The organism is Spirosoma soli, from assembly GCF_042684525.1.
Lineage (GTDB): Bacteria > Bacteroidota > Bacteroidia > Cytophagales > Spirosomataceae > Spirosoma > Spirosoma soli.
Genome location: NZ_JBHULN010000007.1, coordinates 16,637 through 31,591 on the forward strand (window position 1 = coordinate 16,637; position 14,955 = coordinate 31,591).

The window sequence follows — 14,955 nt, forward strand, 5'->3', positions numbered from 1 at the left end:
GCGTATTAAAGCCGTATCCTGGTTACGCTGTTTGGGCGTCATTTCGGACGGCTTGACTGACGTTCAGCGAGTTAATCCAAAAACAAACAACAGTTCACAATAGCGTTTTAAAAACATGGCAAAAGAGAATTTTGACCGCTCGAAACCGCACGTAAACATCGGTACGATTGGTCACGTTGACCACGGTAAAACGACGCTGACGGCTGCCATTACGAAAGTGCTGGCCGAAAAGGGTCTGGCCGCAATTCGGGACTTCTCCTCGATTGACAACGCTCCGGAAGAAAAAGAGCGTGGTATCACCATCAATACATCACACGTTGAGTATGCGACAGCCAACCGTCACTATGCACACGTTGACTGCCCAGGCCACGCTGACTATGTGAAAAACATGGTAACGGGTGCTGCTCAAATGGACGGCGCTATCCTCGTGGTAGCTGCGACGGACGGTCCAATGCCACAGACTCGTGAGCACATCCTGCTCGCTCGTCAGGTAGGTGTACCTCAGCTTGTTGTGTTCATGAATAAAGTGGACATGGTGGACGATCCAGAGTTGCTCGAACTCGTAGAAATGGAAATCCGCGAACTGTTGAGCTTCTACAACTTCGACGGTGACAACATCCCAGTTATTCAAGGTTCGGCTCTTGGCGGTCTGAACGGCGATGCTCAGTGGGTGAAGACCATTGAAGAGTTGATGGATGCTGTTGACAGCTTCATCCCACTGCCTCCTCGTCAAACGGATCTTCCGTTCTTGATGCCGGTGGAAGACGTATTCTCGATTACGGGCCGTGGTACGGTGGCCACTGGGCGTATCGAGCGGGGTGTTATCAACTCGGGCGAACCAGTTGAAATCCTGGGTATGGGTGCTGAAAACCTGAAGTCGGTTGTAACGGGTGTTGAAATGTTCCGGAAAATTCTGGACCGTGGCGAAGCCGGTGATAACGTAGGTCTACTGCTCCGTGGTATTGAAAAAACCGATATCCGTCGTGGTATGGTTATCTGTAAGCCAGGGTCTGTAACCCCACACATGAAGTTTAAAGCTGAGGTTTATGTATTGTCGAAAGAAGAAGGTGGTCGTCATACCCCATTCTTCAACAAATACCGTCCTCAGTTCTACTTCCGCACCACAGACGTAACAGGAGAGATTGCTCTACCTGCAAACGTTGAGATGGTGATGCCAGGTGATAACATCACGATTGATGTAACACTGATCAACAAAATTGCCATGGAAAAAGGTCTTCGCTTCGCTATCCGCGAAGGTGGCCGTACCGTTGGTGCTGGTCAGGTAACTGAAATCCTTGATTAATTAAGTATCTCAGAACAAGTGCATTTCTTTATAGGAATGCACTTGTTTTTTGATTTTATTTCGTACTTTTGCAGTCCGTTTGTTAAGAGGCATAAGTAGTTATTGATTGTTAAGAGTTGTCATTTATTGTGTAAGCGAAAAAATGACCATTGATAACAGCGAAACGAATGACGCCGAAGGCAAAAGACATAGTGTTATTCTACGGGTGTAGTTCAAGGGTAGAATAGCGGTCTCCAAAACCGTTGATGGGAGTTCGAATCTCTCCACCCGTGCCAATCCCTTACTTACAATGGACAAGTTTATCTCGTTTCTGAAGGCCTCCTGGGAGGAAGTTCAGCACAACGTGACTTGGCCTAAATTCAGCGATCTGCAATCCAGTTCAACGCTGGTACTGGTGGCATCGCTGATTTTTGCGCTATTAGTCGGCTTAGTTGATTTAGTGTTTGAGAACGGACTGAACGCATTCTATCAGTCGTTTTAACCAAAAGTCAGGTTTTGTCAAAAATGGTCAAGCGTAGTCAAGTATCGTAAAGCAACACCTGACAATACTTGATAATACTTGACTACAAATGACAATAAACATGAGCGGCATACAGTGGTACGTCATTCGGGCGGTATCAGGGCAAGAGAAGAAAATCAAGTCTTACCTTGATAACGAAATTATCCGGCAAAAGTTGGATGAAGTGATTCCGCAGGTTTTAATCCCGGCGGAGAAGGTGTATGAAATGCGTAACGGTAAGAAGCGCGTTCGGGAGAAATCATTCTTTCCTGGCTACATCTTGATTTCGGCTGACTTAGGTAATAACCGAGCGCTTGACTTAATCCTGAATATGCCAGGTGTATTAGGTTTCTTAGGAAACTCGCAGGCTGGAACCACATCAAAAGTTCCAGTTCCGCTACGTCAAGCTGAGGTAAACCGAATTTTAGGTAAGGTAGATGAGGAAACTCAAGAGGTGGCAGTACCAACTGTTGCCTACCTCAAAGGTGAGTCTGTTAAAGTAGTTGATGGGCCTTTTGGTGGTTTCATTGGCACAGTAGAAGAAGTATTCGACGACCGAAAGAAATTAAACGTCGTTGTAAAGATATTTGGCCGGAGTACTCCGGTAGAACTCAGTTACGCACAAGTAGAAAAAGAAAGTTAATCTTCCAGTTAGCTTTCCGTTGGCCGGGCGATCTATGCTTCCCTCAGAGAACAAACGGTCAAAACAAGTTGGTTTCCGAGTTACAGAAAACGATTCGATATGTGACGATCAATCGTGACTCTGTACGTCGTAGATCGTAAATCTATTACACAATGGCAAAAGAAGTAGGTGGCTACGTAAAGCTGCAAGTCAAAGGCGGGCAGGCTAACCCCTCACCTCCGATCGGTCCAGCGCTAGGTTCCAAGGGTTTGAATATCATGGAATTCTGCAAGCAGTTCAATGGCCGGACGCAGGACAAAATGGGTATGGTTTTGCCGGTTTTGATTACGTATTATAAGGACAAGTCCTTCGATTTCGTCATCAAAACGCCACCGGCACCAATTCTGCTAATGGAAGCGGCTAAACTGAAAGGTGGATCTGCTCAACCAAACCGCAACAAAGTTGGCTCTGTATCGTGGGATCAGGTTCGGACAATCGCGGAAACGAAGATGCCGGATTTGAACGCGTTTACAGTAGAGTCAGCCATGAAGCAGGTAGCCGGTACGGCTCGCAGCATGGGTATTACGGTGACAGGCACTGCGCCTTTCGAGATTTAATTAGACTTGCCGAAGCAAACACAGAGATGGCTAAGTTAACGAAAAAACAAAAAGAAGCTCAATCGAAGTACGATAGCTCTAAGGAATATTCGCTGCAACAAGCCGCTGAGATTCTGAAGGAGATTTCGTTTACTAAGTTCGACGCTTCTGTGGATATTGACGTTCGGTTGGGCGTTGACCCGCGTAAAGCTGACCAAATGGTACGTGGCGTTGCTACGCTGCCACACGGTACAGGTAAGACGGTTCGCGTTCTGGTGCTTTGCACCCCGGACAAGGAGAACGAAGCGAAAGAAGCAGGAGCTGACTTCGTAGGTCTGGACGATTATATTCAGAAGATTGAACAAGGCTGGACGGACGTTGACGTGATTATCACAATGCCGAACGTTATGGCTAAGGTAGGTCGTCTGGGTAAGGTGCTTGGACCTCGTGGTTTAATGCCAAACCCTAAATCGGGTACGGTAACGCCAGAAGTTGGTAAAGCAGTTCGCGAAGTGAAGGCTGGTAAAATTGACTTTAAAGTTGATAAAACCGGTATCATTCACACCAGTATTGGTAAAGTATCGTTTACGCCGGAAAAACTGGCTGAGAACGCGCAGGAGATCATTGCCACATTGATGCGTCTAAAGCCTTCTTCGGCTAAAGGTACATACGTGAGGACGATCAATCTGTCTAGCACGATGAGTCCGGGAGTAACGATTGATAAAGGCACAGTTGCCGGAATTTAAGCCATGAAGCGCGAGGACAAAGGAGCAATTATTGAGGAGTTAACTGGAAAGTTCCAGAGCACTCCCTTCTTCTACATCACGGAAGCCAATGGCATGACGGTCGCTGAGACCAACAATCTCCGTCGGATGTGTTTTGAGCGGGGCATCGAGTACAAAGTAGTGAAGAACAGCTTCATCAAAAAAGCACTCGAAACCCTGGATACGGATTATACACCGTTCAACGACACGGTGCTACATGGTCAGTCAGCAGTGATGTTTCACCCTGAGAATGGCAAAGCACCGGCACAGCTTATTAAAGAGTTTCGTAAAACGAGTGATAAGTTACAACTAAAGGCTGCTTCAATTGATTATAGCCTGTTCATTGGCGCTGACCAACTCGATACGCTCATCGCACTGAAGAGCAAAGAAGAACTCATTGGTGAAATTATTGGTCTACTGCAATCGCCTGCTAAAAACGTCATCTCGGCGTTGCAAGGTGGTGGTAACAAGTTGGCCGGTATCCTCAAAACGCTGTCGGAGCGTGAGGAAGCAGCTTAATTATCCGACAACCATTTTCCAATCATTGTATCACAATCAAATAAGAATACTAAAATGGCAGATTTGAAAGCGTTCGCTGAGCAGCTTGTAAGCCTGACGGTTAAAGAAGTTAACGAACTGGCTGCTATCCTTAAGGATGAATACGGAATTGAGCCGGCTGCTGCCGCTCCCGTAATGGTAGCTGGTGGTGCTGCAGGTGGCGGTGACGCTGCTCCCGCAGTTGCTGAGAAAACGTCGTTCGACGTCGTTCTGAAATCAGCTGGTGCTGCTAAGTTAGCTGTCGTGAAACTGGTGAAAGACTTGACCGGTTTGGGCTTGAAAGAAGCGAAAGAACTAGTTGACGGTGCACCAAAGCCAGTGAAAGAAGGCGTTGCTAAAGACGAAGCCGAATCGCTCCGTAAGCAACTCGAAGAAGCTGGTGCTGAAGTAGAAGTTAAATAAGCATCTGCTCATCGCATATCGCTCCAGGCAGGGGAGGCCAGACCAACGTCTGGTCTTTTCCTGTTTGGAGACTTTTTTGTCTATACGCTTGCAAAAGACAAACTTATTTTTATTGCCTTATGTTGTCTATTTACGCCCCTTGGGTTGGGTGACGCCTGGGGTCTGAATAGCCGCTTAGTTCGAGTGCCGTAGCAAATCTTCGCAACGCGCTCATAGAGAATCGGTTACGCAACTAAACAGAGTACAATCTTGGCTACAAACGCGAAAATCAGTACGCGCAAAAATTTTGCGACGATTCAGCCAGTGATTGGATATCCAGACTTTTTGGATATTCAAGTAAAATCCTTCAAAGATTTTTTCCAGCTTGATACGCCTTCGAACCAACGTTCTGAAGAGGGTTTGTTCAAGGTATTTCAGGAGAATTTCCCTATTTCAGACTCTCGCGAGAATTTCAAGCTGGAGTTTATCGATTATTCTGTTGATCCACCGAAGTACTCGGTTGACGAGTCCATTGATCGTGGGTTGACGTACTCAGTACCCTTGAAGGCTAAATTGCGGCTGTCTAATAACGATCCTGACAATGAGGATTTTGAGACAATTGAGCAGGAGGTATTCCTGGGTAATATTCCGTACATGACCGAGAAAGGCTCGTTTGTCATTAACGGAGCTGAACGGGTGATTGTTTCACAATTGCACCGTTCTCCGGGTGTGTTCTTCTCTATGAGTAAGCACACGAACGGAACGAAGCTTTATTCAGCCCGGATCATTCCGTTTAAGGGGTCTTGGATTGAATTCTCAACTGACGTTAACAACGTCATGTATGCGTATATCGATCGGAAAAAGAAGTTTCCGGTGACAACGCTGTTGCGGGCAATCGGGTTTGGTTCGGATAAAGACATTCTCGATTTGTTTGGTTTGTCGGAAGAAGTACCAGCAACGCCTGCTAACCTGAAAAAAGCTATTGGTCGTCGTCTGGCGGCCCGGGTGCTTCGTACGTGGACGGAAGATTTCGTGGATGAGGATACGGGCGAAGTTGTTTCAATCAGCCGTAACGAAGTGTTACTTGAGCGTGATTCAGCAATTTCGGCGGACGATATTGATGTGATTACAGAGTCTGGGCAGAAATCGGTCATCCTGCACAAGGAAGACATGAACATGGCCGATTATAACATCATTTATAATACGTTGCAGAAAGATAGCTCGAATTCTGAAAAAGAGGCAGTAGAGCAAATCTATCGGCAGTTACGTAACGCGGATGCTCCGGATGAACAGACAGCACGTGAAATCATTCAGAGTTTGTTCTTCTCGGATAAGCGTTACGACCTTGGTGATGTAGGACGTTATCGGATTAACAAAAAGTTAGGTCTCGATATTTCGTCGGATATGAAGGTACTAACCACAGAAGACATTGTGTCTATTGTGAAGTACCTGATTGGTTTGATTAACTCAAAAGCTGTTGTTGATGATATTGACCACCTCAGCAACCGGCGTGTTCGGACGGTAGGTGAGCAATTGTATGCTCAGTTCGGTGTTGGTTTAGCGCGTATGGCGCGGACGATTAAAGAGCGGATGAACGTACGGGACAACGAGGACTTTAAACCTGTTGACCTCATCAATGCTCGGACGCTGTCGTCGGTGATTAACTCGTTCTTTGGCACAAACCAGTTATCGCAGTTTATGGACCAAACTAACCCCTTGGCCGAAGTGACGCACAAGCGTCGTATGTCGGCACTTGGGCCTGGTGGTCTATCTCGCGAGCGAGCTGGTTTCGAGGTTCGTGACGTACATTACACGCACTATGGTCGTCTGTGTACTATCGAAACGCCGGAAGGGCCGAACATTGGATTGATCTCGTCACTTTGCGTCTATGCTAAAATCAATAGCATGGGATTCATCGAAACACCTTACCGTGTCATTGAAAACGGTAAAGTATCGATGGACAAGCCGGTGATGTATCTGACGGCCGAAGAAGAAGACACGCATTACATCGCTCAGGCAAATGCCGGTGTCGATAAAAAAGGTAATTTCCAGGTAGATCGTTTGAAAGCTCGCTTTGAGGGTGACTTCCCGATGGCTGAGCCTGCAAACGTGACCTTCATGGATATCGCACCGAACCAGATTGTATCGGTAGCGGCTTCTATGATTCCGTTCCTTGAGCACGACGATGCTAACCGTGCCCTGATGGGTTCGAACATGCAACGTCAGGCAGTACCGCTGCTCCGTCCTGAGGCCCCGATTGTGGGTACGGGGTTGGAAGGGCGTGTAGCTGTTGACTCACGAACACTAGTTATTGCCGAAGCTGACGGGGTGATCGAGTTTGTTGACTCGACCAAGATTGTGGTTCGTTATGACCTTGACGAAGATCAAATGTCGGTTACATTCGACGAAGATCGGAAGACATACAACCTCATTAAGTTCCGTCGTACAAACCAGGATACCTGTATCAACCTCAAGCCAACTGTCCTGAAAGGCCAGAAGGTAAAGAAAGGCGATGTACTTTGCGAAGGCTACGCTACGCAGGCTGGTGAGTTGGCACTTGGTCGTAACATGAAGGTTGCCTTCATGCCATGGCAGGGATATAACTTCGAGGATGCTATCGTAATCTCTGAGCGTGTAGTACGCGAAGATATCTTCACCTCGATCCACATTGAAGAGTTTGAACTGGAAGTTCGTGATACGAAGCGGGGCGAAGAGGAACTGACCTCGGAGATTCCGAACGTAAGTGAAGAAACGGTTCGAAACCTCGATGAAAATGGTATCGTCCGGGTTGGTACGGAAGTTAAAGAAGGTGATATTCTGATTGGTAAGATCACCCCGAAAGGTGAAAGTGATCCAACCCCAGAAGAAAAACTTCTTCGTGCCATCTTCGGTGATAAAGCCGGTGACGTAAAAGACGCATCTAAGAAAGCACCACCATCCTTAAAGGGTGTTGTTATTGATACTAAGTTGTTTGCCCGCCCTGCGAAAGAAGATCGTGGCAAGCACAAAGATGAGGTGAAGTCGTTGATGAAGAAGTACGGTCGTGAGTTAAACGACTTCCGGGCCCGGATGATTGACAAAATGGTGACGTTGCTTGACGGTAAAACGAGCCAGGGTGTTAAGCATAAATTCGGTGACGAAGTCGTTAGCAAGGGCGTAAAATTCAACCGTAAAAACATTACGGACAATTTATTCCCTGACCGCAACCCGTATCGCGATGAAAGTGGTTACGCCGTACCGGAAGAAGCTAACCTGTTGATTGACCTCAACCTCGACAGTTGGACCGAGGACGATAAGCTGAATCAGATGATTGTTCAATTAGTGAAGAACTATAACAATCGTCGGAGCGAAATCACTGGCCGGTTCAAGCGGGAACGCTTTACGCTCGAAGTTGGTGATGAATTGCCAGCAGGTATCGTAAAACTTGCTAAGGTGTATATCGCTAAAAAGCGCAAGCTGAAAGTAGGTGATAAGATGGCCGGTCGTCACGGTAACAAAGGGGTCGTTGCCCGGATTGTACGTGATGAAGATATGCCGTTCCTCGAAGACGGAACCAAGGTTGACATCGTGTTGAACCCGCTTGGTGTACCATCCCGGATGAACCTTGGCCAGATCTACGAAACGGTACTGGCCTGGGCTGGTCAAAAATTGGATCGTAAGTATGCGACGCCAATCTTCGACGGAGCTACCGAGCAGCAAGTGGCTGATGAGTTGAACGAAGCCGGTTTACCGTCATTCGGCCGTACCTACTTATACAATGGTCTGACAGGCGAACGTTTCGATCAACCTGTAACGGTCGGTATTATTTACATGCTGAAGCTGGGTCACTTAGTTGACGACAAAATGCACGCTCGTTCAATTGGACCATACTCGCTCATTACGCAGCAACCGCTGGGTGGTAAAGCGCAGTTTGGTGGTCAGCGGTTTGGTGAGATGGAAGTGTGGGCGTTGGAAGCTTTCGGAGCCTCGAACATCCTGCAGGAAATTCTGACCGTTAAATCCGATGACGTAGTTGGTCGCGCGAAGGCATACGAAGCTATCGTGAAAGGTGAAAATCTACCGAAGCCGAATATTCCTGAGTCGTTCAACGTACTTGTTCACGAGTTACGTGGTCTTGCACTCGAAATTACACTTGAATAAAGTTAGTCATTCTTAGTTATTAGTGGTCATTGCTTGTTTTCGCAATACATGACAATCAATGACCACTTAACAAATGACAAGGTTTTAACCATTAATCTCCAACCAATGTCGTTCAAAAAGAACAAAAAACTCAATAGCGACTTTGCCAGCGTGACGATCAGTCTGGCATCGCCCGAGTCTATTTTGGAGAGTTCCTACGGCGAGGTGACACAGCCGGAGACAATTAACTACCGGACCTACAAACCCGAGATGGGTGGCTTGTTCTGCGAGCGCATCTTTGGGCCAGTAAAGGACTGGGAATGTCACTGTGGTAAATATAAGCGGATTCGCTACAAAGGCATTATTTGTGACCGTTGTGGCGTGGAAGTAACCGAGAAAAAGGTACGCCGGGAGCGTATGGGCCACATTGAACTGGTGGTACCTGTTGCGCACATCTGGTACTTCCGTAGCTTACCAAACAAAATTGGCTATCTCTTGGGGCTTTCAACCAAGAAGCTTGACCAAGTTATTTACTACGAACGTTACGTAGTAGTTCAGCCTGGTGTGAAAGCTGAGGATGGCATTAACCAACTCGATTTCCTGACGGAAGACGAGTACCTCGATATCATCGATAAGCTGCCGAGTAGTAACCAGCATCTTGATGACAAAGACCCCAATAAGTTCATCGCTAAGATGGGGGCTGAAGCGCTTGAGATGTTGCTGTCACGTGTGCAGTTAGACGAATTGTCTTACTCCTTACGTCACGCAGCTGCTACCGATACATCGCAACAGCGTAAAGCTGAAGCGTTGAAACGGTTGAAAGTCGTTGAAGCGTTCCGGGAGGCTAATGGCCGGATTGAGAACCGTCCTGAGTGGATGGTGATCAAGATGGTACCTGTTATTCCACCAGAACTTCGTCCGCTTGTCCCTCTTGACGGTGGCCGGTTTGCTACGTCCGATTTGAATGACCTGTATCGTCGGGTTATCATTCGGAACAACCGTTTGAAGCGTCTGATCGAGATCAAAGCACCGGAAGTGATTCTGCGTAACGAAAAGCGGATGTTGCAGGAAGCTGTCGATTCGCTATTCGACAACTCACGGAAGGTAAACGCCGTTCGTTCGGAAGGTAACCGCGCGTTGAAATCGTTATCCGACATGTTAAAGGGTAAGCAAGGTCGTTTCCGGCAGAACCTGCTCGGTAAGCGTGTTGACTACTCGGGTCGTTCGGTTATCGTGGTGGGTCCTGAATTGAAGCTGCACGAGTGTGGTTTGCCAAAAGATATGGCGGCTGAATTGTTCAAGCCGTTTGTTATTCGTAAACTCATTGAGCGGGGTATCGTTAAGACGGTGAAGTCGGCCAAGAAAATCGTTGATCGGAAAGACCCTGTTATCTGGGACATTCTGGAGAACGTACTGAAAGGTCACCCTGTGTTACTTAACCGGGCTCCAACGCTGCACCGTTTAGGTATTCAGGCATTCCAGCCTAAACTGATCGAAGGGAAAGCTATCCAGTTGCACCCACTCGTTTGTACAGCCTTCAACGCTGACTTTGACGGTGACCAGATGGCCGTTCACGTGCCGCTGGGTCAAGAAGCCGTCCTTGAAGCCTCGTTGCTCATGCTGGCATCGCATAACATTCTTAACCCAGCCAACGGTGCGCCAATCACGGTACCATCGCAGGACATGGTGTTAGGTCTGTATTACGTAACGAAGGGGCGTAAGAGCACACCTGAGTATCTAATTGCGGGCGAAGGTATGACGTTCTACGGCGCTGAAGAAGTTATCATTGGTATTAATGAAGGTAAAGTTTCTAAGCACGCCAACATCAAGTGCCGGGTGAAAGTCCGGGATGAAAGTGGTGAGCTGGTCGAGAAAGTAATCGATACCGTAGCTGGTCGGTTATTATTCAACCAGGCTGTACCTGAGGAAGTAGGATACATCAATGAACTGTTGACGAAGAAAAAGCTGCAACAGATTATTGCGCTTATCTTCAAAATTTCTGGTGGCGCACGGACGGCTCAGTTCCTGGACGAAATCAAAGAACTAGGGTTCCAGATGGCGTTTAAAGGCGGTCTGTCAATTGGTTTGAGCGATGTCATGATTCCTGAAGCAAAGCAGGGACTCGTTGAAGAAGCGAAAGCCGAAGTACAGGGCGTTTGGGATAACTACCTAATGGGTCTGATCACTGAAAACGAGCGTTACAATCAGGTTATTGACATCTGGACACGTGTAAACTCTCGATTGACTGAGACGCTGATGAAGCAACTTGAAGCTGATCAGGGTGGTTTCAACTCAATTTATATGATGATGCACTCGGGCGCCCGTGGTTCTCGTGAGCAGATTCGTCAGTTGGGTGGTATGCGTGGTCTGATGGCTAAGCCACAGAAAAACCTGCAAGGTTCAGTCGGTGAGATTATTGAGAACCCGATTCTGTCGAACTTCAAAGAAGGTCTTGACGTATTGGAGTACTTTATCTCAACCCACGGTGCTCGGAAAGGTCTTGCTGATACAGCCTTGAAAACGGCCGATGCTGGTTACCTTACCCGCCGTTTGCACGACGTAGCACAAGACGTTATCATCAGCGAAGATGATTGTGGTACGCTACGTGGTCTGCAAGTATCAGCATTGAAAGACAACGAGGACATTGTTGAGCCACTGTCAGAGCGTATTCTGGGCCGTACAACGGTTCACGACATCTATGATCCGCTCGAGAAAGACGAAAGCGGCAAGCCAGTATTGATTGTTGGATCAGGTGAGCTGGTTACAGAAGAAGTAGCTGCTCGTATTGACGAAACCAGCATCGAGACAGTTGAAATTCGGTCAGTACTGACCTGCGAATCACGTCAGGGTGTATGTGCTAAGTGTTACGGTCGTAACCTGGCATCGGGTCGAATGGTAGACATCGGTGAAGCTGTAGGTGTAATTGCTTCGCAGTCGATTGGTGAGCCTGGTACGCAGTTAACGCTACGTACGTTCCACGTCGGTGGTACGGCCTCTAACATTGCCGTTGATGCATCGATTAAAGCGAAATTTGATGGTCTGATCGAACTCGAAGAAATGAGGACGGTTGAATCGGAAGATGCTGAGGGCAATCCACAAACGATCGTTATGGGCCGTTCGGGTGAAGTTCGGATTGTGAATCCGAATGATCGCAACGTAGTTCTGATTAGCAATAACGTTCCTTACGGTGCGTTCCTGCGGGTGAAAGACGGCGACATGGTCAAGAAAGGCGATGACATTTGCGCCTGGGACCCTTATAACGCTGTCATTCTCTCAGAGCTTACCGGTACATTGACATTTGATGCGATCGAAGATGGTATTACCTATCGTGAGGAGTTTGACGAACAGACAGGCTTCCAGGAGAAGGTTATCATTGAAAGCCGTGACAAGGCTAAAAACCCGGCTATTGTTGTTCAGGGAACAACAACCCTGACGCTGCACCTAGCCGATACGGACACGGGAGTTATGCAAAAGAGTTATAACTTACCCGTTGGTTCTCGCCTTGTTGTAAAAGAAGGGCAGCAAATCAAAGCTGGTCAGCCGCTGGCGAAGATTCCACGTAACGTTGGTAAAACTCGTGACATCACGGGTGGTCTGCCAAGGGTTACGGAATTGTTCGAAGCGCGTAACCCATCGAACCCAGCTGTTGTCAGTGAAATTGACGGTGTTGTTACGTATGGTACGATTAAGAGGGGTAACCGTGAAATCTTCATCGAGTCGAAAGACGGCACGAAGAAAAAGTATTTGGTACCTCTGTCGAAGTTTATCCTTGTACAGGACAATGACTTTGTACGGGCTGGTGCTCCGTTGTCTGACGGTGCCATCACGCCAAGCGACATCCTGGCCATCAAAGGGCCGACAGCCGTTCAGGAGTATCTGGTGAATGAAATTCAGGAAGTATACCGCCTGCAAGGGGTGAAAATCAACGACAAGCACATTGAAGCCATCGTGCGTCAGATGATGCAGAAAGTTGAAATCATCGATTCTGGCGACACCAACTTCCTTGAAGGACAAGTCGTTGATAAGTGGGCGTTCCGCGAAGAAAACGACAAAGTTCTCGATGCCAAAGTCGTTATGGACGCTGGTGATTCGACTAACTTTAAGCCAGGTATGATTGTGACGAGCCGTCAGCTCCGTGACGAGAACTCGAGCCTCAAACGCCGTGACATGGCCCTGGTGACCGTGCGCGACGCTATGGCTGCCGTTTCTCAACCAACGCTGATGGGTATTACGCAGTCATCATTAGGTACAGACAGCTTTATCTCGGCTGCTTCCTTCCAGGAAACGACCAAAGTGTTGAGCGAAGCTTCGATCCGCGGTAAGCGTGATATGCTCGATGGCTTGAAAGAAAACGTTATTGTTGGTCACCTCATTCCGGCCGGAACAGGTATTCGTCGTTACCAAAACGCGATTGTTGGTTCGAAAGAAGAGCTGGAGACCATCACCGAATCCCGCGAACAGTTTGCCCGCAGCAAAAAACGGGCGACGGTGTAAGCGTCTGTAGTCGGTTAGATATGAAAACACCCTAGTCAGTAATGGCTGGGGTGTTTTCGTTATTAGCCGTACTTTTGCAAAAAGAATTGCTCTATGAATCAACCACAAAATCCAGACGGCTCTATTGATGTTGAGCTAAGTGAAGAGATTGCCGAAGGCGTCTATGCCAACTTAGCCATGATTGCTCACTCGAACAGCGAGTTTATCCTGGACTTTATTCGTTTAATGCCAGGTGTACCGAAAGCTAAAGTAAAGGCGCGTATCATTCTTACGCCCGAGCATGCTAAACGCTTACTGGAAGCACTACGAGAGAATGTTAGTCGATTTGAAGAGGCTTACGGTAATATCAATGAGCCGAATGATACGTTCCGCTTTCCGGGTGGCGGATTTAGCGGGCCGGTCGGTCAGGCATAACGGATTTATGATCTACGACGTATGAGTTACGATTTATTGAGTCTTTTGTAAACTGTAATTCGCTCGCTGCAAATGCCATATGTGCTTGGCTATTAGCATAAGTTTTATTATCTTTGCACCTCAATTTTCGGGAAGACTATTTTTTTGTAAACTAATTTAAGAATGCCTACCATACAACAGTTGGTGCGTAAAGGCCGCGAAAAGCTTGAATTCAAGTCGAAATCGCCTGCTTTGGACGCCTGCCCACAACGTCGGGGAGTGTGTACACGTGTGTACACAACGACGCCGAAGAAGCCGAACTCGGCTCTTCGTAAAGTTGCTCGGGTTCGTTTGACGAATCAGAAAGAAGTAAACGCTTACATTCCGGGCGAAGGCCATAACCTGCAGGAGCACTCAATTGTGTTGATCCGCGGTGGCCGGGTAAAAGACCTACCGGGTGTACGTTATCACATTGTGCGTGGCGCTCTGGATACGGCCGGTGTAAACGGTCGTCTGCAAAGCCGCTCGAAGTACGGCGCAAAGCGTCCGAAACCAGGTCAGGCTCCAGCAGGTAAAGGTGCTCCAGCAAAAGGCGGTAAAAAGAAGTAATTTAAATTAAACTGGGCATTAGAACATTTAAATAAATGGGCTACGTTCAGAGTAAGATCAAAAATCTGAAGCAATCATGAGAAAGGCGAAACCGCCCAAGCGTTACGTATTACCTGATCCTAAATATAAGGAGGTTCTCGTAACCAAATTTGTTAACAACTTAATGTACGAAGGCAAGAAAAGCCTGGCGTACGCCATCTTCTATGATGCACTTGACGTGGTAGCAAAACGCACCAACGAAAGCGGTCTGGATACGTGGAAAAAGGCATTGAACAATGTGATGCCATCAGTTGAAGTAAAAAGCCGTCGCGTCGGTGGAGCCACTTTCCAGGTGCCAACCGAAGTACGGGCAGACCGGAAGGTCGCGGTAGGCATGAAATGGCTTATCCGGTACGCTCGTTCGCGGGGTGAGAAAACAATGGTAGACCGTTTAGCTGCTGAGATCGTTGCAGCCTCGAAAGGGGAGGGCGCAGCAGTGAAGAAGAAAGACGATACGCACCGCATGGCTGAAGCCAACAAGGCGTTTTCGCACTTCCGGTTCTAAACCAAGCTCTGGTCACAGTCCCGGTGATCGACAAATCCGCAAAAGCCGCTCAACATTGAGCGGCTTTTGTTGT

General features: G+C 47.7%; 12 protein-coding genes and 1 tRNA gene. All 13 read left to right on the plus strand.

Translation table 11 applies throughout. The features are described 5' to 3' along the window. Positions 1–115 precede the first annotated feature (115 nt). The 13 genes from tuf to rpsG all read left to right on the plus strand — a co-directional run bounded on the left by tuf (position 116) and on the right by rpsG (position 14,882). Positions 116–1,303, plus strand: coding sequence for an elongation factor Tu (gene tuf / locus ACFSUS_RS12855; protein WP_381523159.1), 1,188 nt, complete (start codon positions 116–118; stop codon positions 1,301–1,303). A gap of 201 nt (positions 1,304–1,504) precedes the next feature. Continuing rightward, a tRNA-Trp gene (locus tag ACFSUS_RS12860) sits at positions 1,505–1,578 on the plus strand. Positions 1,579–1,592: 14 nt separating this feature from the next. Then, entirely contained in the window at positions 1,593–1,784 is a 192-nt protein-coding gene (gene secE, locus ACFSUS_RS12865; RefSeq protein WP_381523160.1) for a preprotein translocase subunit SecE, read from the plus strand. A 100-nt stretch (positions 1,785–1,884) separates the two neighbouring features. After that, positions 1,885–2,445, plus strand: a complete 561-nt coding sequence (gene nusG / locus ACFSUS_RS12870; protein ID WP_381523599.1) for a transcription termination/antitermination protein NusG — start codon at positions 1,885–1,887, stop codon at positions 2,443–2,445. Positions 2,446–2,597: 152 nt separating this feature from the next. Beyond that, positions 2,598–3,041 (plus strand): 50S ribosomal protein L11, encoded by a 444-nt coding sequence (gene rplK, locus ACFSUS_RS12875; RefSeq protein ID WP_381523162.1) that lies wholly within the window; start codon positions 2,598–2,600, stop codon positions 3,039–3,041. Positions 3,042–3,067: 26 nt separating this feature from the next. Further along, complete coding sequence (gene rplA, locus ACFSUS_RS12880; protein WP_381523164.1) at positions 3,068–3,766, plus strand: 50S ribosomal protein L1; 699 nt, start codon at positions 3,068–3,070, stop codon at positions 3,764–3,766. Positions 3,767–3,769: 3 nt separating this feature from the next. After that, the gene (rplJ, locus tag ACFSUS_RS12885) at positions 3,770–4,303 is read left to right on the plus strand and encodes a 50S ribosomal protein L10 (RefSeq protein WP_381523166.1); all 534 of its coding nucleotides are present in this window, start codon (positions 3,770–3,772) and stop codon (positions 4,301–4,303) included. Positions 4,304–4,357: 54 nt separating this feature from the next. Beyond that, on the plus strand, positions 4,358–4,744 hold the full coding sequence (rplL, locus tag ACFSUS_RS12890) for a 50S ribosomal protein L7/L12 (protein ID WP_381523167.1): 387 nt from the start codon (positions 4,358–4,360) through the stop codon (positions 4,742–4,744). 249 nt (positions 4,745–4,993) lie between these two features. After that, a complete protein-coding gene (rpoB, locus tag ACFSUS_RS12895) occupies positions 4,994–8,863 on the plus strand; it encodes a DNA-directed RNA polymerase subunit beta (RefSeq protein WP_381523168.1) in 3,870 nt (1,289 codons plus the stop codon). 105 nt (positions 8,864–8,968) lie between these two features. Next, complete coding sequence (gene rpoC, locus ACFSUS_RS12900; protein ID WP_381523169.1) at positions 8,969–13,336, plus strand: DNA-directed RNA polymerase subunit beta'; 4,368 nt, start codon at positions 8,969–8,971, stop codon at positions 13,334–13,336. 93 nt (positions 13,337–13,429) lie between these two features. Beyond that, positions 13,430–13,750, plus strand: a complete 321-nt coding sequence (locus tag ACFSUS_RS12905) for a DUF3467 domain-containing protein (RefSeq protein WP_381523171.1) — start codon at positions 13,430–13,432, stop codon at positions 13,748–13,750. Positions 13,751–13,912: 162 nt separating this feature from the next. After that, positions 13,913–14,338 carry a 30S ribosomal protein S12 gene (rpsL, locus tag ACFSUS_RS12910; protein ID WP_381523172.1) on the plus strand — a complete coding sequence of 142 codons (426 nt, stop codon included), beginning with the start codon at positions 13,913–13,915 and terminating at the stop codon, positions 14,336–14,338. 76 nt (positions 14,339–14,414) lie between these two features. Next, positions 14,415–14,882, plus strand: a complete 468-nt coding sequence (gene rpsG / locus ACFSUS_RS12915; protein WP_077133101.1) for a 30S ribosomal protein S7 — start codon at positions 14,415–14,417, stop codon at positions 14,880–14,882. Positions 14,883–14,955 lie beyond the last annotated feature (73 nt).

Coding starts and splice junctions, on each gene's coding strand:
- tuf (WP_381523159.1), top strand. CDS start 116: ATGGCAAAAGAGAATTTTGACCGCTCGAAACCGCACGTAAACATCGGT.
- secE (WP_381523160.1), top strand. CDS start 1,593: ATGGACAAGTTTATCTCGTTTCTGAAGGCCTCCTGGGAGGAAGTTCAG.
- nusG (WP_381523599.1), top strand. CDS start 1,885: ATGAGCGGCATACAGTGGTACGTCATTCGGGCGGTATCAGGGCAAGAG.
- rplK (WP_381523162.1), top strand. CDS start 2,598: ATGGCAAAAGAAGTAGGTGGCTACGTAAAGCTGCAAGTCAAAGGCGGG.
- rplA (WP_381523164.1), top strand. CDS start 3,068: ATGGCTAAGTTAACGAAAAAACAAAAAGAAGCTCAATCGAAGTACGAT.
- rplJ (WP_381523166.1), top strand. CDS start 3,770: ATGAAGCGCGAGGACAAAGGAGCAATTATTGAGGAGTTAACTGGAAAG.
- rplL (WP_381523167.1), top strand. CDS start 4,358: ATGGCAGATTTGAAAGCGTTCGCTGAGCAGCTTGTAAGCCTGACGGTT.
- rpoC (WP_381523169.1), top strand. CDS start 8,969: ATGTCGTTCAAAAAGAACAAAAAACTCAATAGCGACTTTGCCAGCGTG.
- ACFSUS_RS12905 (WP_381523171.1), top strand. CDS start 13,430: ATGAATCAACCACAAAATCCAGACGGCTCTATTGATGTTGAGCTAAGT.
- rpsL (WP_381523172.1), top strand. CDS start 13,913: ATGCCTACCATACAACAGTTGGTGCGTAAAGGCCGCGAAAAGCTTGAA.
- rpsG (WP_077133101.1), top strand. CDS start 14,415: ATGAGAAAGGCGAAACCGCCCAAGCGTTACGTATTACCTGATCCTAAA.